Origin of the sequence: Ottowia sp. SB7-C50 (assembly GCF_033110285.1) — a bacterium.
In the GTDB taxonomy this organism is placed as follows: Bacteria; Pseudomonadota; Gammaproteobacteria; order Burkholderiales; family Burkholderiaceae_C; genus Ottowia.
This window is the reverse complement of the sequence record NZ_CP136995.1, coordinates 2632531-2648873: the sequence shown is the minus strand read 5'-3', so window position 1 is coordinate 2648873 and position 16343 is coordinate 2632531. Positions and strand designations below refer to the sequence as shown.

The 16343-nt window shown below is 70.4% G+C and carries 17 protein-coding genes and 1 pseudogene; all 18 read right to left on the bottom strand.

Annotation, left to right across the window (positions count from 1 at the left end):
• Positions 1-393: 393 nt before the first annotated feature.
• On the bottom strand, positions 394-768 hold the full coding sequence (locus R0D99_RS12620; RefSeq protein WP_317748535.1) for a hypothetical protein: 375 nt from the start codon (positions 766-768) through the stop codon (positions 394-396).
• Between the two features lie 119 nt (positions 769-887).
• Positions 888-1331, bottom strand: a pseudogene (locus tag R0D99_RS12615) (class I SAM-dependent methyltransferase); the annotation flags it as partial.
• The gene (locus R0D99_RS12610) at positions 1291-1929 is read right to left on the bottom strand and encodes a contractile injection system protein, VgrG/Pvc8 family (RefSeq protein ID WP_317748534.1); all 639 of its coding nucleotides are present in this window, start codon (positions 1927-1929) and stop codon (positions 1291-1293) included. The pseudogene R0D99_RS12615 and the gene R0D99_RS12610, both read right to left, overlap by 41 nt.
• A gap of 147 nt (positions 1930-2076) precedes the next feature.
• Complete coding sequence (locus R0D99_RS12605) at positions 2077-2517, bottom strand: phage tail protein (protein ID WP_317748533.1); 441 nt, start codon at positions 2515-2517, stop codon at positions 2077-2079.
• A gap of 13 nt (positions 2518-2530) precedes the next feature.
• A complete protein-coding gene (locus tag R0D99_RS12600; RefSeq protein ID WP_317748532.1) occupies positions 2531-5305 on the bottom strand; it encodes a phage tail protein in 2775 nt (924 codons plus the stop codon).
• A gap of 1 nt (position 5306) precedes the next feature.
• Positions 5307-5423, bottom strand: a complete 117-nt coding sequence (locus R0D99_RS12595; protein WP_317748531.1) for a GpE family phage tail protein — start codon at positions 5421-5423, stop codon at positions 5307-5309.
• 8 nt (positions 5424-5431) lie between these two features.
• A complete protein-coding gene (locus tag R0D99_RS12590) occupies positions 5432-5785 on the bottom strand; it encodes a phage tail assembly protein (RefSeq protein ID WP_317748530.1) in 354 nt (117 codons plus the stop codon).
• A 118-nt stretch (positions 5786-5903) separates the two neighbouring features.
• On the bottom strand, positions 5904-6413 hold the full coding sequence (locus R0D99_RS12585; protein ID WP_317748529.1) for a phage major tail tube protein: 510 nt from the start codon (positions 6411-6413) through the stop codon (positions 5904-5906).
• A gap of 25 nt (positions 6414-6438) precedes the next feature.
• Positions 6439-7635 (bottom strand): phage tail sheath protein, encoded by a 1197-nt coding sequence (locus R0D99_RS12580; protein ID WP_317748528.1) that lies wholly within the window; start codon positions 7633-7635, stop codon positions 6439-6441.
• Between the two features lie 113 nt (positions 7636-7748).
• Positions 7749-7910 carry a hypothetical protein gene (locus tag R0D99_RS12575; RefSeq protein WP_317748527.1) on the bottom strand — a complete coding sequence of 54 codons (162 nt, stop codon included), beginning with the start codon at positions 7908-7910 and terminating at the stop codon, positions 7749-7751.
• Positions 7891-8268, bottom strand: a complete 378-nt coding sequence (locus R0D99_RS12570; RefSeq protein WP_317748526.1) for a hypothetical protein — start codon at positions 8266-8268, stop codon at positions 7891-7893. Before R0D99_RS12570 ends, R0D99_RS12575 begins: the two co-directional genes overlap by 20 nt.
• A complete protein-coding gene (locus R0D99_RS12565) occupies positions 8253-8885 on the bottom strand; it encodes a glycoside hydrolase family 19 protein (protein ID WP_317748525.1) in 633 nt (210 codons plus the stop codon). Before R0D99_RS12565 ends, R0D99_RS12570 begins: the two co-directional genes overlap by 16 nt.
• A complete protein-coding gene (locus R0D99_RS12560) occupies positions 8863-9810 on the bottom strand; it encodes a hypothetical protein (RefSeq protein WP_317748524.1) in 948 nt (315 codons plus the stop codon). The genes R0D99_RS12565 and R0D99_RS12560 overlap by 23 nt, the downstream gene beginning before the upstream one ends.
• A complete protein-coding gene (locus R0D99_RS12555) occupies positions 9807-10394 on the bottom strand; it encodes a hypothetical protein (RefSeq protein ID WP_317748523.1) in 588 nt (195 codons plus the stop codon). Before R0D99_RS12555 ends, R0D99_RS12560 begins: the two co-directional genes overlap by 4 nt.
• Entirely contained in the window at positions 10391-10990 is a 600-nt protein-coding gene (locus R0D99_RS12550; protein ID WP_317748522.1) for a DUF4376 domain-containing protein, read from the bottom strand. The genes R0D99_RS12555 and R0D99_RS12550 overlap by 4 nt, the downstream gene beginning before the upstream one ends.
• Complete coding sequence (locus R0D99_RS12545; protein WP_317748521.1) at positions 10990-12270, bottom strand: hypothetical protein; 1281 nt, start codon at positions 12268-12270, stop codon at positions 10990-10992. The genes R0D99_RS12550 and R0D99_RS12545 overlap by 1 nt, the downstream gene beginning before the upstream one ends.
• Positions 12270-13172, bottom strand: coding sequence for a pyocin knob domain-containing protein (locus R0D99_RS12540; RefSeq protein ID WP_317748520.1), 903 nt, complete (start codon positions 13170-13172; stop codon positions 12270-12272). The genes R0D99_RS12545 and R0D99_RS12540 overlap by 1 nt, the downstream gene beginning before the upstream one ends.
• Before the next feature lie 15 nt (positions 13173-13187).
• Complete coding sequence (locus tag R0D99_RS12535) at positions 13188-16337, bottom strand: DUF4815 domain-containing protein (RefSeq protein WP_317748519.1); 3150 nt, start codon at positions 16335-16337, stop codon at positions 13188-13190.
• Positions 16338-16343: the final 6 nt, after the last annotated feature.

Here is a 16343-nt window from a genome sequence, read left to right as displayed (position 1 = left end):
ACGTGATGGGCCTAGGCGGGCGCTGGTGCCCCACCAGCGGCAGCAGCGTGATGAGCGGCGCGCTGGCCAGCAGCGGCTGGCCACGGTCATCGCGCCAGCTCGTCGCCGCCAGGTTCAAGATGCGCCGCACCACCGCCAGCGCCAGGTTGATCGTCTTGTGCTTGCGCCCCCGCTTCAGCCGATGCGCCACATAGCCGCGCAGCGTGTCGTCGTGCACGGCCCGCACGTCCAGGCCGCCGATGAACGGCATGACCGAATTCAGCATGTAGACCTCCGTTTCCAGTGACACCTTGTCCTGGTGGTCGGTCAAATAGCGCGCCGCGGCCTCGCTGAAAGTGAAAGCGCGCGGGGCGCCGTGCAGCACCTCCGCGCGCAGCGCCTGCAGCTGGGCAATCAGCCAGCCCTGCGCCTCTTCATGACTGACGAAGCCACGCTGGCGAAGTCGGCGACCCCGCCATATCTTGTCGACCGACCAGGTTCCGTTGATTTCGGGCGTGATGCCCGGCGTTTTTCGGCCCATTTGAATGCTCCTTCCTCAGTGGTGGGCCACCCGTTTCCGCCCCCATTGTGGTCGGCCTCGCTCCCGTCCGGCAATTCGCCCGACTTGAAGCGGTCCATCACCTGGTCCAGGTCCACACGGTCAAAGATCAGGCTGTTGCCGATGCGCACCGGCGTCAGGTGCGGCCGCACCAGCGCCTCAAAGCTGCGCCGGCCGATGCCCAGGTACTTGATGGCGGCGCCATGGTTGTAGCCGCGGCGCTCGGTCATGCCACCAGCCTTTCACACCCCGTCTTGATGTAGTTCGCATCGCCGGCAAACAGGCCGATGATCAGCTCGCCGTGGATGGGCAGGAGGAATTGAGGGGTCAGCATGAGGCGCCCCCCCGCCTTCAAAAACACCAGCCAGTGCGTGCCAGCTCTTTTTCCAGCCGTGTGGCCGAACAGCGGCTGGTGCGGTGTCAGCGCCAGCACGTCGCGCACCTTCACCTGCGTTTCGGCCCACTTGAACACCAGCACGCCGTGAGGCCGCAGCACGCGAAAGCATTCTGCAAAGCCCGCGCGGAGATCGGACCGCCAGTCGTTACCTAACTTGCCGTACTTCGCGGCCAGCCAGCTCTTGGGGCCGGCCGTGATCAAGTGGGGCGGGTCGAAGGCGACGAGATGAAAGCTCTCGTCGGGGAACGGCAGCGCACGAAAGTCGAGCAAGGTGTCCGGCTCAATGACGATGGTGCGTGTGCCGCTCGCATTGCCGCGCGAGTTGTCGGTGACGGTGATGGCTTCGCTGCGCCGATCACCAAACAGCACGCTTGGATTGGCCTTGTCGAACCACATCATTCGACTGCCACAGCAGGGATCGAGGACGGTCGCCGGTGCGCACTTCGTTGACGCGCGCGTCGCGGTAGTTGTAGTACTGCGCCTTCACGCCGGTGTAGGCGGTGCGGTCGGCCGCGTGCCAGCGGTGCTGGTCGCCGGCGGCGCGGGTCACGGTCAGCTCGTCCAGCGCCTGGCCACTGGCGCTGTGCGCGCTGTTGATGGGCATGAAGACCAGCGTGCCCTTCTTCACTGTGCACACGGCGTCGTGCAGCCGCGCCAGCCGCGTCAGGAAGTGGATGTCGCTTTCGTTGGTCTGGTCGATGTGCTTCAGCGCCTGCGCGGCCAGCTGCGGGTGCACCTTGGCACGCAGGCCGCTGCGCGCGGCCACCTCGGCCACCACCTGGCCCACGGTGCTCTTGTCCCAGCTGTACTGGCCGCGCTGGCGCAGGCTGCTGCGCAGCTCGGCGGCGCGCGCGCGCAGCATGATCTGGTCGGGCGCGCCCAGGTGCTCCACTTCGTCGACCACGAAGGTGCCTTTGTCCACCAGGCCTTCGCCGCGCCAGCCCAGCTGCAGCTGCAGCTCGCCCCCCCAGTGGCGGCAGGGCCAGCCGGCCATCGGCATCGTCCAGGCACAGCTCCAGCTGGTCGGCCTCGTCGCCGCGGCTTTCGTCCAGTTGCAGGCTGATCAGGCGCGATCCGACGCGCGGGGTGATGTCCAGCCCGCCCAGCGTCAGCAGGTAGTCGGGCTGCTGGTAGGGCGTGGTCACAGCCACCAGTCCCAGAAGTCGTAATCGTCGCCGCCGGCGCCGCCTTCGGGGTCGGCCTGCTCGTCGTCCACGCGGGCCAGTTGCAGATCAAACTCGACGCGGCGCGGCACGCCCTCGGCAATGAACAGCGTGCCGGTTTCGTTGACCGACTCGATCACCCAGGCGCCAAACACCTCGCCCGACCCGGCCACCAGCGCCCACGCGCTGCCGGTGTCGGCCATGGCGCGCAGGTCGGCCAGCGCCTCGCGCCGGCCCGCGAACTCGGGCGCCTGCACGCCGCTGAGCGTGATGGTCTCGTCGCCGGGCCCCACGTACTGCCGCGCCGGGCGCGCGCCCACGCGCGAATTGCTCGGGTGCCGCCAGGCGCTCTGGCGCCGCAGCTCCTGGTAGGCCAGCTCGTTGAGCGAGAACAGAAACTGCCCCAGCGCCATCATCATCGCGCGGCCCTCCTCAATCGATGTCCGACAGCTGCGCCCGCACGTCGGCGCCACGGCGGCGCTGGCGCCGGTCCAGCTCGGCCGCCACCGCGCGCGCAATGGCGTGCGCGTCTTGCCCCGGCGCTGCGTTGATGGTGATGGTGATCGGCCCGGCGTTGAAGGTGTGCGCGCCGGCAGCGCCGCCCGGCCCCGGCGCATCGTCGGGCTGCGCCGCGGGCGCGCGCAGCGGGCGCAGGGGCTGCACGCTGGGCAGCGGGCGATCGGGGGCCGCGGCCTGCGCCGCCGCCGCGCGCACCGGGGCCTGCGCGGGCTCGGCCGGCGCCAGCGTGGGCAGCGTCAGCGCCGGCAACGCCATCAGCGCGGCCGCCGCGGCGCGCAGGCGCGAGCCGCGGCGCTCCATGCCCAACGCCGGCAGCTCGGCCATGGTCAGCGCCGCCGCCTGCAGGCGCGGGCTGCCGCGCTCGATGCCGATGGCCGCGCCGGCCGGAATGAACTCGCCCAGCGCCATGAACACGCGGCTGGGGCTTTTGATGCCCAGCTTGTCCTTGAACCAGCTCACCACGCGTTCGCTAGCGCTGAAAATGGTGTCGCGCACCGCGCCCAGCCCATTGCTGATGCCCGACACCAGGCCCTGCATCAGCGCCGCGCCGGCGCTCACGAAGCGGCCCTTCAAGTCCACCAGAAAGCTCCAGGCGCGCGTGCCCGCATCGCTGATCGACTGCCACAGGCTTTGCGCGCCGTCCTTGATCTGCTGCCAGATGATCGCCAGCCCGCCCTTGATGCCGTCCCAGTTGCGCCACACCAGGTAGGCCGCGCCGGCCAGCAGCACCAGCGCCGCGCCCAGGGGCGTCAGCACGAACGCCAGCGCCGCCTTGGCCAGCGCCCACAGCGCCGGCGCCAGCACCGCCGCGCCACGCGCCAGCAGGCCGAAGGCGCTGGTGCCCAGCCGCCCCAGCAAGGCCATGCCGCGCCCCAGCAGGCCGAACACCGGCAGCGTGATGCTCAGCCGCGCCAGCACGTAGCGCAGCAGCATGAATTTGCCCACCACCAGCGCCAGCGGAATCAGCACCGTGCCGATGGCCAGCATGCTGACGGCCAGCGCGCCGAAGCCCACCGCCATCGCCTTGGTCAGGCCCGGGTTGGCCTGCGCGAAGCGGTTCATGCGCTCGATGGCGCCCGTCGCCGCTTCCAGCGCGGCCACGTAGGCCGGCATGGCCGCCGTACTCAGGCGCTGGTACAGGTCGTCGCGCTTCTTCAGCAGGTCCAGCTCGGCGCCGGCGCTGCTGCCCTTGGCCAGGTTGTACAGCGCGTCGACGTTGGCCGCGCCGGCGTTCAGCCGCGCGTTCTTGTGGATCTGATCGCGCTGCTGGTACATGGTGGCGAACAGGTTGGCCGCGTTGCGGTTGCTGAAGATGCCGCCCATCGCGTCCAGCACATCCTTGTCGCTGGTCTTGCCCTTGGCCGCCAGCGCCGGCAGCAGCACCTGCTCCATCCACGCGAACTGGTCGGTCTGAAACAGCTCGCTGCCCTTGATGGCGCCCACGCCCAGCTGCGAAATCTGGCCCACCTTGTCGTGCTTGACCTTGGTCTTGTCGGCGATCAGGCCCAGCTCATCGAGCATCATGGCCGAGCGCTTGGTGGTCTTGCCCTGGTAGACGTTCTGGTACGCGCTCATCAGCGACGTGCCCACGCGGTGGCCGCCCATCTCCTGCACCAGCGGCTCCAGCTGGTAGTAGAACGCCGCGTCGTTGATGCCCTTGGCCGCCAGGCCGCCGGTCTTGATCACGTTCAGCCACTCTTCGGGCCCCACGCGCCCGCCGGTGGCCGTCAGCACCTGCTGCACGATGTTGGCCTGCTTTTCGAACGCCTGCTGGTTGGCCAGGCCGCCGCGCATCTCGATCACCTTCAGCATGTCCATGAACTTCTTGTCGTTGTCGGCGCCCTTGTCGGCGCCGTACACGGCCTCGTTCGCGAACTTCATCTTGGTCAGCAGCGGCATCACCATCTCGGCGTGGTGCGTGTCGGCAAAGGCCGTCAGCGCGTCCTTCATCAGGCCCAGGTTGTCCACCGTGCTGGTGCCGTAGGTCTTCATCGCCTCGGCGTATCTGATGGCCCCCTTGGTGGCGGCGTCGTCCAGCCCCAGCGACTGGATTTGCAGAATCTCGTTGGCGTACTTGCGCCCTTGCGCCAGCGGCGTCGCGGCGGTCTGCACCAGCGTGCTGCCGGCGGTGCGCATCGCGTAGCCGGTGCCCACGGCCGCACCCACCTTCATGGCCGTGCGGCCGTACTGCGCGTTCAGCTTGTTCAGCGCCGCCAGCTTGTTGCGCCGCTCGTCCAGCCGCTGGTTGGTGGCGCCGATGCGCTGGCCCAGCGTGGCCTCTTCGGCGGCCACGTTGCGGATGCCCAGCGCGCGCATGCGCTCGCGCAGGCCGGCCAGCTTTTGCGACTGCTGGTCGACGGTGGTGTTGGCCTTGTGCAGCGCGCGCTCGGTCGCGCCAATCTGCGTGGCCAGGGCCTTGGCCTCGGTGGCGTTGGCGGGCGTCTGTGCCCGCAGCGCGGCCAGCTTCTGGCGCAGCACCTGCGCGTTGGCGGCGCTGGCGCGAAACTGTTGGCCCAGCGCGCGAAACTGGCCGATAGCCTGCTGCTGCGCCTCAAGCTGGCGCAGCTCGCCGCGCGCCACGCGCAACTGATCGGCCAGGCCCTTGCCGCCCTGGCTCAGGCGCTTGAGGGGCGCCAGCGCCCGATCGGCCAGGTCCAGGATGACGCGCAGGCGCAGGTCGTCGGCCACCCTATGCCTCCGGCTCCAGGCGCGCCCGCGCCAGCTCGCGCCAGTCCATCAGCTCGGCCAGGTGCATGCCGTCCATGTCGGCCGGGCGCCAGTGAAAGGCGATGGCGATGTCGGCCATGGCCGCCTCTACTCGGGCAGGGATGCCGCCTGCGCCCTCGTCAAGAAAAAACCCGTGGCCTCGGCGCCCAGCTGAATCAGGTCGGCGGGGTTCATGGCCTCCAGCTCGTGTTTGAGCAGCGTGGGCTGGGTGATGCGCGGCAGCAGCGTCAGCAGCGCGTCGGTCTGCATCTGCAGCAGCTGCGCCAGGTTCAGGCCGCGCAGCTCGCCCGCGCGCGGGCGCCGCAGCGCCACGCGGGTGATGGCGGCATCGCCGCGCGGGATCGGCTCGTCGAGCGTCACCGTCACGGTGTCAGGCGCGGGTGTGTCAGCCGCGGGCGGCGCGGCGTCGGTCTTGGCAGGGGTGTCGGCGGTCTTGCTCATGGCGATGTCCAGTCAACAAAAAAAGGGCGGCGCGTCCGCATGGAGCGACGGCGCCGCCGAAGGCCGGGGGTGAGGAGGAAGGAGGGAAGCAATCGCCCCGGCGGAGACAAACGATGCGTCAGACACCCAGCGCGGCGCGCACCTGCGCCATGCGGTCGGTGCCGCCCACCACTTCGGTCATGCCCACGGCGTCGATCTCGACCTCGACGCGGCCGTCGACGGTGAGCTTGAAGTAGCTGCACGCGCTCTTGAGCTTGATCTCGGTGCCTTCGCCCGCCTTGGCACTGCCGGGGTCGAACTCGGAATGGCGGCCGCGCACCACGATCTCCAGCGCGGTCACGTCCTCGCGGTCGTCGGCCTGCACGGCGCCGGCAAAGCGCAGCAGCACCGCGTCGTGCTTGGGCGTGCCCCAGCTGGCCAGCAGGTCCTTGATCCAGCCGGCGGCGGTCCACTCGATTTCCATCTTCTCCATGCCGAAGTCCAGCTCGACCGGCATGTTCATGCCGCCGCCGCGGTACTCCTCCAGCTTGCGGCTGAGGGTGGGCAGCGTGATTTCGGGCACTTCGCCCATGTAGTTGACGCCGTCGACAAACAGCGCGAAGTTTTTCAGCTTGCGTGGCAGGCCCATCGGTTGCTCCTAAAAAGTGTGCGTCTCAGTTGCCGGTGGCCAGCCGCGCGGCGAAGTCGGCGAAGTACCGGTCGGTGATGCGCTGGCGGAAGGTCAGGTCTTCCAGCGGCGGGATCGGTGTGTAGTCGTAGTCGATGGTGAGCTTGCCGTCTTTCAGCGTGGGTGTGGTGTTGACGGTTTCGTCGTACCAGGCGCGCGCGTCGAGGATGTAGCCCAGGTTGCGCAGCTCGCGGAACTTGGCGTTGATGCCCTCCAGAATGTCCTTGACCAGGCTGGGGTGCAGCGGCTTGTCGACCGCCCAGAAGTGGCTCTCGGCAATGCTGTCGGCCAGCACCTGCGCGGTGCGCGTGGCGCTCTCGAAGGCGAAGTCGCTGTTCTCGCTGCAGGTGCGGCTGCCCCAGAAGCGGTAGCCCTGCCGGTTGATCAGCGTGGTGACGCCGGCCTCGTTGAGCATGTTGGCTTCGGTGTCGACGTTCTGCAGCTCCCAGTGCACCGGCAGCGTGATGCCCACCGCGCCGTTGACCGGCACGTTGGACAGCGTCTTGTGCCAGCCCTGCTCCTGGTCGATGCGCGCGCGCAGGCCCAGGGCAAAGGCCACGGCGGGCGCCGGCTCGACGGCCTTGGTGGTGACGTTGAAGCGCTGGAAGTCGGGGTAGATCACCATCGCCTCGCGCTGACCGAAGTGGCCGCGGTAGGTGATGGCGGCGCTGGTGGTCAGTGCGCCGTGCGCGCTGATGTAGGCCATGGCGCGCAGCTTCTGCGCCACGCCGACCAGCGCGCTGGCCACGTCCTGCGTGTCCAGACCCGGTGCGCCCAGGATGCGCGGCGTCACCCCCAGGCGGGCCTGCGCCGTCAGCAGCGCGTGCAGGCCGGTGTAGACGCCGTCCACGGCCGAGCCGATGGCCTTGGCGGTCTGGTCGGCCTGCTTGGCCTCGGGATCGGCGCCGGCGCCTTCGGCCACGCGCACCACCACCATCATGGGGCGCACCTGGTCGGCAATGATGCTCAGCGCGGTGTGCAGCGTGCCGCTGGTGCCGGCCTTGCTGATGGCCTCGTTCATGCGGGTCACCAGCACCGGCGTGTTGAGCGGGAAGTAGGTCGCATCGGCGTCGGTGGCCGTGGCCACCAGCCCGATCACGGCGGTGCTGATGATGCGGATGGGGTGCACGCCCTCCGACGTCTCGATGACGCGAACGCCGTGGTGGTAGCTGGTGGTGGTCATGGGGCTCCTGAAGGGGCGCGCCGCGCGGGCGCCGTCCGGGCTATTGGCGCACGCGCGGGCGGGCAACGCCAGCGCGCCCCGCTGTAGCCCGGCGCCCTACGCGCAGCCCCTGGCTATTGCGGCCAGGCCTGCACCAGCGCCTGCTGCCGCCGCGCGCACTCGCGCCAGGCCTGCACCGTGGGCAGCGCCCAGGTCATCACGGCGGCGCCGGTCAGCCCCTCCAGCCGCGGCGGCGGCTCGCACGGCGCGGCCAGGTCAGGGGGCGGGGGCGACACCGGCAATGGCATCGTTGATTTGCTGCACGCCGTCAGCGTCCAGGCAGATGTGGCGATACACAGGGCGCTCAACCACCTGGCGCACGATGCGCGTGCGGGTCTGGTAGACGATGCGATCACTGGCGCTCTCCTTTTGATAGCTGTCGCTGGCTGTGTAGCGGCGCTTTTCGTTCTTGCTGTGCTGCTCTTGCGCGGCCTGCGTGCGCTGCAGCTCGGCACTGGCGGCGCGCCAGCCCTGCACTTGCCACGCACCCCAGCCGCCGATGGCCATGCCGGTCAGCAGCGTGGCGGTCAGCCGCGTCCAGCTGCCGCCGGTCACGAACGCCAGTGCGGCGGCGCCGATCACGCCGGCTCCCACGACTGCAGCGCCTCGATGGCGCGCTCGGTCAGCTGCTGCCGGTGCGCCAGGCCGTTGTCGCCGCCGTTGACGTAGCGCGTGACGCGGCGCACGTCGCCCAGGGCGGTGTCGGGCACGCTGTGTTCCCACCAGGCGGCGCTGGCGATCAGCGCGGGCTCGGGTTCGCACAGCAGCTCGGGCACGTCGAGCAGGCGCATGCCGGTCAGTTGCTCGGCCAGTGCGTAGTTGTCGCGCCCGGTGATCTGGATCAGGCCACGCCCGCGATAACGCCAGCCCTCGTCGGGCGCGCTGTTGCCCATGCGCCCGCCATACACCCGGTTGGCCAACGCGCGCGGGTTGCGTGCATAGGGCATGGCGCTGGCCAGTGTGGGGAAGCGCCGCGGCCATACCTGCGTCAGGCGCTCGGCGCTGTAGCTCAGGCCTTCTTCCAGGCGCTGCAGCATGCCGCTTTCGTGCAGCACCTGGGCCAGGAAGTTGGGCAGATCGCGCGCATCGCTCCAGTGCAGCGCGCGCATCACGTTGGCGAAGGGCTCGGCCCAGTCGTCGGCGGTGCTGGTGCGCACGCCGCAGTCCATCAGCGTCTCGGCCCACTGCTCAGCGCTCAGGTGTCGTGTCATCGTCTCGCTCCTCGTCGCGGGTGAAGCGGCCGGTGCCGCCCCGGGGTTCAATGCCGCGCTGCACCAGGCGCTCGCGGCCCATGTTGCTCATGGGGCCGAAGTAGCGCTCGGCCACCGCCTCGATCACGCGCGCGCCGCCAAAACTGGCGCTGATGACCATGCCGATCTCGGTCCACACGCCGGCGTTTTGCGACTGCGCCAGCGCCACCGCCAGCACAGAGGCCACCCAGGCGCTGAGCATGTTCGTGCAGACGAACAGCCAGGGCCGGCTGATCACGCCGTCGCCGGCGTCGCGCAGCTCCTGCCGCAGCCGGTACAGCAGCGCGGCCGCGCCCGACAGCGTGGCCATGAGGGTGAGCACCAGCACGTAGCTGAAGGTGAGGCGCTGCGTGACCTCGTCGAAGGTGTGCGCGGCCTGCGCGGCCGACACCAGCAGCGGCGGGAACAGGCACAGCGTGATCAGGCTGACCAGCAGCAGCAGCTGGCGCACCGTCATTGATCGCCCCTGCGAAATACGTCGAGCCAGGCGGTGAGCGCGGCAAAGCAGGCGTCGGCCAGCAGGCGCGCCAGCAGGTGGGGGGGCGTCGTCGTCGTAGCGCACCACCACCAGGCCCACGCCCAGCTGACCAACGGCCATCAGCAAGAACAGCCACCAGCGGCGCCGAATGACCGGCCGCAGGTGAAAGCGCTCGGGCAGCAGGTCGTTGACCAGCACGTCGGCGATGACGGTCAACGACAGCGCCGCGAACACGCCCGCCACCCAGAAGCCCGCCGGTCCGGCCGCCACCAGCGCGCGGTAGTTCAGCGACGACTCGGCCATGGTGGCCTGGTAGAAGGTGACCAGGGTGGACACGCCGACAAACAGGCGCAGCGCCCACATCGGTGAGTGCATGCGCACGTTCTGCGAGATCTGGTGCACGTTCACGGCCGTACCCTCCAGTCCAGCACGGCGCACAGCGCCGGCGGCGGCAGCCGTCGCGGCTCGGCGATGCCCAGCGCCGCCCCCAGGGCCTCGTGGCACACATAGCGGTCGGGCGCGTCGGGCAGCATGAACACCACGAAGCCGCCGATCAGCCACCAGTCGTACAGCGCCCCCTGGTGATCGACCATCCACTGCACCGCGCGCCGCTTGCGCTCGGGCGGTAGGTGGTCCAGCTCGACCAGCAGCCACTTGCGCCGGTCGGACACGTCGATGCGCTTGAAGCGCACGCCGCCACGCGCGCCGGCGCGGCGCGGGCTCCAGGGCGGCATGACGTCGGTGGCCGACGATCCGGCCAGCCACAGCGCGCCGCCCATGGGCGCGGCGGTGGGCAGCATCGTCAGGCCATCGCGCGGCATCAAGTCGTCGACGCCGTCGTGGGGCTCGATGACCAGTTCGCAGTGGCTGATTTGGCTCATGGGCGCGTTCTTGCCGGTCAGGCCGTCGAAGCCCGACAGGCGGAAGCGCGTGACCACGCTGCCGATGCCATTCAGGCCCGACCGCGTGCCGATGTAAAACGCCGCTTTCACCAGACGATCCCCCGCACCTGCGCCAGCGTGGTGGCGGCGTCCAGGCTGGCCTTGAGCGTCTGCGCCTTGGCAAAGTTGGCGGCGCCGGCGGCGAACATCGAGGTGTAGAAATCTTTCCACGCAGCCACGTCGTTGATCGGCAGGTAGGTGTTGTCCACGGCCTTCCAGCCGCCCGGCCAGCCCGGCGGCAGTGCGCCGTACAGCGTCACAAATCCATTCGTGCCGTCGATGTCGGAGCGGCTGAGTTGGTCACACGCGAACACCTTCCCGGCGTGCGCGAAGGTCGAGGTGTTGGCGGCCAGCCGGGCCGCGTTGATCTCGGCGTTCTTGGCCTCCTTGGCCGCAGCCAGCTCCTCGGCCACAGTCTGCGCCGGGCGGTTGACCACCTGCCAGCGCGGCTCCCACACGCTGCCCACCTTCACCGGCGCCAGCGGCTCCAGCCGCTGCGTGTCGGGGTCGTGCGCGGGCGGGGCGATGTCGGCCAGCGGGGCATAGCCATCGGGCGGCGCGAAGGGCGTGGGGAACAGCGTGAGCGGGTGTGCCGCGATGATCTGCGCGGCGGTCATGGCCGCGCCGGTTTCGGTTTTGACAAACATCAGGCGTCTCCTGCGTTGAAGGGGAACGACCGGCCGCCGCCCCAGATGATTCGGACGGCGCCGCCGTCAATGGCCTGCACCGCCACGCCCACGCCGGGCGTGCAGGCAATGTCGTTGGCCCAGGCGAGCGCGCCGCCACGGCCGTCTCCGCCGAAGGCGGCACCCAGCCCGACGCCGTAAAAAGGGCCGGGGGGAGAGCCGTCGCCGCCATTACCGTTGGACGCCGCGCCACTGGCGCCCTGGCCGTACAGGCCCACCCCGCCACCGCTGCCGGGGCCGGTGCCGTCCGAGTCGCCGCCGCCGCCGCCGCCGCCGCTGCCGGCCGTTGGGGCGATGCCCTGCCCGCTGCGCCCGCCGCGCCCGCCGTTGCCCGCGTAGCCGCCCGCGCCGCCGCCGCCGTAGTCCGTGTCGGTGCCGCCGCCGGGGTAGCCGCCCGACGAGCCGATGCTGGCCAGCAGCGATGCGCCGCCCAACCCGCCATCGCCACCGCCCTGGCCCACGCGGCTGCCGTTGAGCGCGCGCAGCACCACGGTGCCGCCCACGGTGATCTTGCTGGCATTGGCTTCGCCCTGCGCGCCGCCGCGCTGCACGGCCACAGCGCTGAAGTTGGTGACGCCCGGGGGTGGTGTCCAAGTGCCGCTGGCGGTGAAAACCGCCTGCCCGCACACCGGCAGCGCGGCGCCGCGCAGCTCGATGGCGTAACCGATAGGGCGCGCTGTGTAGGGCGCAATGGATGCCGTTAGCGCCGGCCAGCTGGTCGGCCCGCGCAGCAGGCCCAAGCCATTCAGCAGACGCATTTCACCGCCCGCTCCGGTCAGGGGAGACGCAGCGTGCGCGCACAGCACGGCGCTCTGGCCCGACGTGTCCTGCAGCGTCAGCGCGGGCAGCGTGACGCTCTGCGAGGTGGTGAAGTTGTTCTGCGTGACGGCCACGGCGCCGATGCCGGTGACGCCGCGCAGCACGATGGCCGACGACCATGCGCCCGCGCTGTTGCCGCCGGCCGAGGTGAAGGTGGCCGTCTCGCTGTTGCCGCTGCCGGTTTTGTAGACGGCGCGGCCGTACAGGCCGCCGGTGTTGCTGACGGTGGCCAGCGACGTCCAGCCCGCCGGGGTGGCGGGGATGCCGGCGGTGCTGGCGCCGAAGGCGATGAGCAGGTCGCCCACGGCGTGCGCGGGCACGGTGACGCTGGTGCTGCCGGCGGACAGCGCGCCACCGTTGACGCTGGTGACGTAGCTGATGGGGCTTTGCCGGGCCGCCATGAAGATGGCGCGCTGGCGCATCAGTTGAACTCCTGCGTCAGCACGAACTGCCAAACGCCGGCCTGCGAGCGGTTGAAGGGCATGAGGTAGCGCTTGCCGCTGAGCATCTGCGCCGTGCCCGACAGCGTGGAGCCGGCGGGCCGCGTGAGCGCGCCGCTGGTGTAGGCGATCTCCAGCAAACCCAGGTAGCCGGCGCCGGCGGGCGGCGGGTTGATGATGGTCAGCGTCTGGTTGCCGCTCATCGCCAGGTAGAACACCGATCCGGCCTGGCAGTCGATGACGCCGTCGGCGCTGATGTCGACGTAGTCCTCGCTCTGCTGGCCCAGGCGCACCCAGGGCCGCCAGGTGGTGTTGACGCGCTGGCGCAGGAACACGCGGCCCGCATTGCCGGCGCTGGCGCCGACCGCCAGCTGCATGCGCCAGTCGGTGTTGTAGAGCACCTGGTCGATGACCCAGGCGCCGGTGCCGGGCGCGTTGGCCAGGCCGGTGCCGGTGAAGCGCAGGTTGCGCGCGGGCGCGGCGCTGCAGTCGGTGACTGTGTTCAGGCCGGTGCCGCCCCAGCCGTCCTGACCCGTGGCCATGGCGCCGATGTCGGCGGGCTGCAGCGTCAGCGCGTGTTCGGTGGCGGACTTGCCGTTGACGGTGAAGATGCTGCTGGCCTCTAGCGTGTCGATGCGGCCGTCGAGCGCATTCAGCGCATCGGTGGTGCCGTTGCTGAGCAGCGTGATGGCCTGCTGCAGGCTGGTGTTGACCTGCCCCAGCGCGACGCTGGTGGCGCGCAGCGCCAGGCCATCGATCAGGCTTTTCAATGCCAGGTCTACGGCCGACAGCGCGTCGCGCAGGCGCAGCACATCGTCTTCCAGCTCGTTGTCCGGATGCGGCAGCGGCAGCGACAGGTGTTGGGTGGTGTCGTTGGTGGGCATGGCAATCGGCTCGGGTTACAGCACCACCACGCGCAGGTTGCGCAGCACCGGGCGCGCGGTGTGGCTGCCGGTGAGGGTCAGGCGCACGCGCAGGCGCGCGGCGTTGAAATTGGCCAGCTCGTGCGCCAGCTCCACGCTGCCCACGGTGGCGCCCAGGGTTTCCTGGAACGGCACCAGCGTCCAGGCGCCGCCGGCGTCGTCTTGCGCGTGCACCTGCACCGCGCTGCCGGCCGGCAGATCGGCCTGGAACAGCACGCGCACGCGCACGCTGCCGCCGGCCGTGATGAACGGGCTGACGTAGGTGCCGCTGGTCTGCAGCGAGGCGGCCAGCAGCTGGATGCCGGGCTCCAGCGTGGCGGCCAGGGTGCTGTCGCCGCGCAGGCGGGCCTGCACGTGCACCGCGCCGGTGTAGCGCAGTGGCAGCTGGGCGGGCTGGCCGGGGGCGACGGTGTACTGGCTGTTGTCGTCGAGCGTGAGCACCATCAGCGCGCTGCAGGCGGCGCTGGGCTGGTGCACCATGGCCTGCACCAGCAGCTCGGTGGCGTCGGTGACCTGGGCGCTGCCCAGATCGATGCTGCGCTCGGTCTGGGTGTAGTCGGCGGCGAGCAGGCTGAAGGCCAGGTCGCGGTCCTGGTGCGGCGTCCAGGTGCTGGCGTTGCTGGACGACAGCAGCACGCCGACCTGGTAGGGCTGGCTGGTGACCCAGCGCTGGGCGGTGGCGTCCCAGGCGCCGAGCTCGGCCACGGCCAGGGCGGTGGTGGCGTCGTCGGACAGCGCGACCAGGGCGTATTCGCGCTCGGGCGTGAGCAGCACCGGGGGCCAGGTGACGCGCGTGGCCTGACCGCCCAGCAGCATCTGCGCCGGGGTGACGCGGCGTTCGGCCACCACGCGCTGGGTGGGGAAGCCGGCTTCGGCCTCGCGCAGCTGCACGATGGCGTCGGTGGTGCCGCGCGCGGCGAACCACAGGTCGGCGCCGGTGATGTGGCGCGGGCGGTCGACCATGAAGGTCTGCGCCAGCGGGTCGACCGGCTGCCGGGGTGGCTGGCGCAGCAGCACCTGCTGCAGCTCGCGCTCGATGAGGGTGCCGGTGCCGGTGAACAGCGCGGTGCCGCGGCTGCCTTTGTCGCCCACGAATTCGACCAGCTTGGTGCCGGCGGGCACGCTGGCCGGAATGGTGAACTTGCCACGCAGCCGGCCCTGGGTGTTGGCGATGAGGCTGCCGCCGCCGATGGGGTGGGGGTTGACCGGCAGGCCGTCGAAGGTGAGCGACAGGATGGCTTCGCCCGACTTGAAGCCGAGCGTGAATTCGATGTCGATCTGGCGCAGGAATTCGGCGGCGCGCGTGCCGCGCACGGTTTCGCGGGTTTCGCGGATCACCTCGTCGTCGCCCAGCGTTTCGGCGCGCGCGTCGCCCCAGCGCAGGAACACGGTCTGCACGGTGGGCGCCCACTGGTCGATGGTTTGCACCCAGCGGTCGATGGCGGGGGCCAGCACGACGTCGGCGGGCAGCGGGTCGAAGGCGCTGTACGGGTTGACCTTCATCGAGCCGGTGCGCAGCGGCTGCGACAGCACCACCAGGTGGGTGTGGGCCGGGCTCTGGCGTTCACTGATGGACTGGCCGATCTGCGTCACGTCGACCGTCATGGGCAGGCGCAGCGCACGGCCCAGCACGGCGGCGGTTTGCGGCACGCCGGCGTCGCGCATGCCGTTGCCGAGCATGGGGTCGGCAAACAGGCCTTTCTTGATGCCGCTGTGGCGGCCTGCAATGTCGACGGCCAGGCGGATTTCGGCCTGGTCTTCGAGGATGGCGTCGAGCGTGGCGCGGTGGTCGGCCAGCTCGTTCATGGGCACCACGCGCACGCCGTCGGCGATGACGCGGCGGCGCAGGTCCCAGGTCTGCATGACGCTGGCCAGCGCCAGCATGTGGCCGGGCACGGCCGGGCGCGTGGGCGACCAGGCCGAGGGGTTGCCGCGAATCCATTCCACACGGCCCTGCGCGTCGATGCACAGGCGGTCGTAGCGGCGCAGCGCGTGGTGGTAGCTCACCAGCACCTGCGTGGCCGCCAGCGCGCCGGTGACGGCGAAGCTGTCGCCCTGCACATCGTCGGCGGCGTGGGTGCGGATGTAGAGGTAAGTGACCTCGTAGCTGCTTCCGGGGATAGGCTCGGCGCCCTCGGGGCTCCAGTCGATCTGGCCGGCGGCGAGCTTGTAGTCGGCCGGGGCGGCGTAGATGGTGGCGCCCTGCTTGACCTGCTCGACCACGATGACGGACGCGTCGGGCAGTGGGTCGGCGGCGCCGCTGAAGCCGCCGTGCGCCAGCGTGACGGTCTTGCGCGCGGTGTAGCGCACGGTGGGCGTGCCCGAGACCGGCGTGCGGCCAAAGGTGAAGCGCTGGGTGGCGGTGCCGGCGGACTGGTGCGGCTCGCTGTCAACAAAGTCCAGATCCGGCTGGGCGTTGTAGACCAGCCGGCGCGAGGCCGACAGCTCGAGGTTTTTGCCGAGCACGCGCGCGGCGCCTTCGCCCAGGATGTAGACCTGCTCGCCGCTGTTCAGGTCGGGCGCGGCGACCAGCTCCAGCCCGCGCACGATGTAGGTGCCGCCGGCGGAGTCGCGGTCGTAGCGCGCAATCGCCTGCGTGACCATGTCGAGGTTGGGCGGCACGTCCTTGTGCTGGACGATGCCGTCTTCCACCGTCCAGACCGGGAAGAAATCGCCCGGCTGGCCGTCGCCGTGAAAGCCCCAGGTGATGTCGATGCGCTCGCGCGCAGCGCCGGCTTCCTGATAGCCGCGGGTGCCGGCGGCGGGGTTGCGCAGCGCGGGGTCTTCCAGTTCGGTGATGGTGGTGCGCAGCAGGTAGACGCCGACGTGGACGATGCCGAGCACGGCAATGGTGAAGCTGGCCGGGGGCACGCCGCGCACGGCGCCGTCGAGGTACAGCGCGCCGGATTCGCAGGTGGTGGCGCCGGTGTCGCGGTTGACGTTGATGCCGGCCTGGCGAACGATGTCGCCCTCCTTGAACAGCACGTCTGCCACGCCGCGCAGGCGCTGGTGCACGCTGCTTTGCAGCTCGTTGAGCTCGGCGCTTTGCAGCACCTTGTCGGCGCGGAACAGGTGGCGGTTGTAGTTCTTGGCCGGGTCAAACCGGTTGTAGATTTGGGAGGTCATGGCGGG

Bases quoted from the DNA above. Each gene is read 5' to 3' on its own strand.
- R0D99_RS12620 (WP_317748535.1), bottom strand. From the start codon at position 768: ATGACCGAGCGCCGCGGCTACAACCATGGCGCCGCCATCAAGTACCTG.
- R0D99_RS12610 (WP_317748534.1), bottom strand. From the start codon at position 1,929: ATGGCCGGCTGGCCCTGCCGCCACTGGGGGGGCGAGCTGCAGCTGCAG.
- R0D99_RS12605 (WP_317748533.1), bottom strand. From the start codon at position 2,517: ATGATGATGGCGCTGGGGCAGTTTCTGTTCTCGCTCAACGAGCTGGCC.
- R0D99_RS12595 (WP_317748531.1), bottom strand. From the start codon at position 5,423: ATGGCCGACATCGCCATCGCCTTTCACTGGCGCCCGGCCGACATGGAC.
- R0D99_RS12590 (WP_317748530.1), bottom strand. From the start codon at position 5,785: ATGAGCAAGACCGCCGACACCCCTGCCAAGACCGACGCCGCGCCGCCC.
- R0D99_RS12585 (WP_317748529.1), bottom strand. From the start codon at position 6,413: ATGGGCCTGCCACGCAAGCTGAAAAACTTCGCGCTGTTTGTCGACGGC.
- R0D99_RS12580 (WP_317748528.1), bottom strand. From the start codon at position 7,635: ATGACCACCACCAGCTACCACCACGGCGTTCGCGTCATCGAGACGTCG.
- R0D99_RS12565 (WP_317748525.1), bottom strand. From the start codon at position 8,885: ATGACACGACACCTGAGCGCTGAGCAGTGGGCCGAGACGCTGATGGAC.
- R0D99_RS12550 (WP_317748522.1), bottom strand. From the start codon at position 10,990: ATGTTTGTCAAAACCGAAACCGGCGCGGCCATGACCGCCGCGCAGATC.
- R0D99_RS12545 (WP_317748521.1), bottom strand. From the start codon at position 12,270: ATGCGCCAGCGCGCCATCTTCATGGCGGCCCGGCAAAGCCCCATCAGC.
- R0D99_RS12540 (WP_317748520.1), bottom strand. From the start codon at position 13,172: ATGCCCACCAACGACACCACCCAACACCTGTCGCTGCCGCTGCCGCAT.
- R0D99_RS12535 (WP_317748519.1), bottom strand. From the start codon at position 16,337: ATGACCTCCCAAATCTACAACCGGTTTGACCCGGCCAAGAACTACAAC.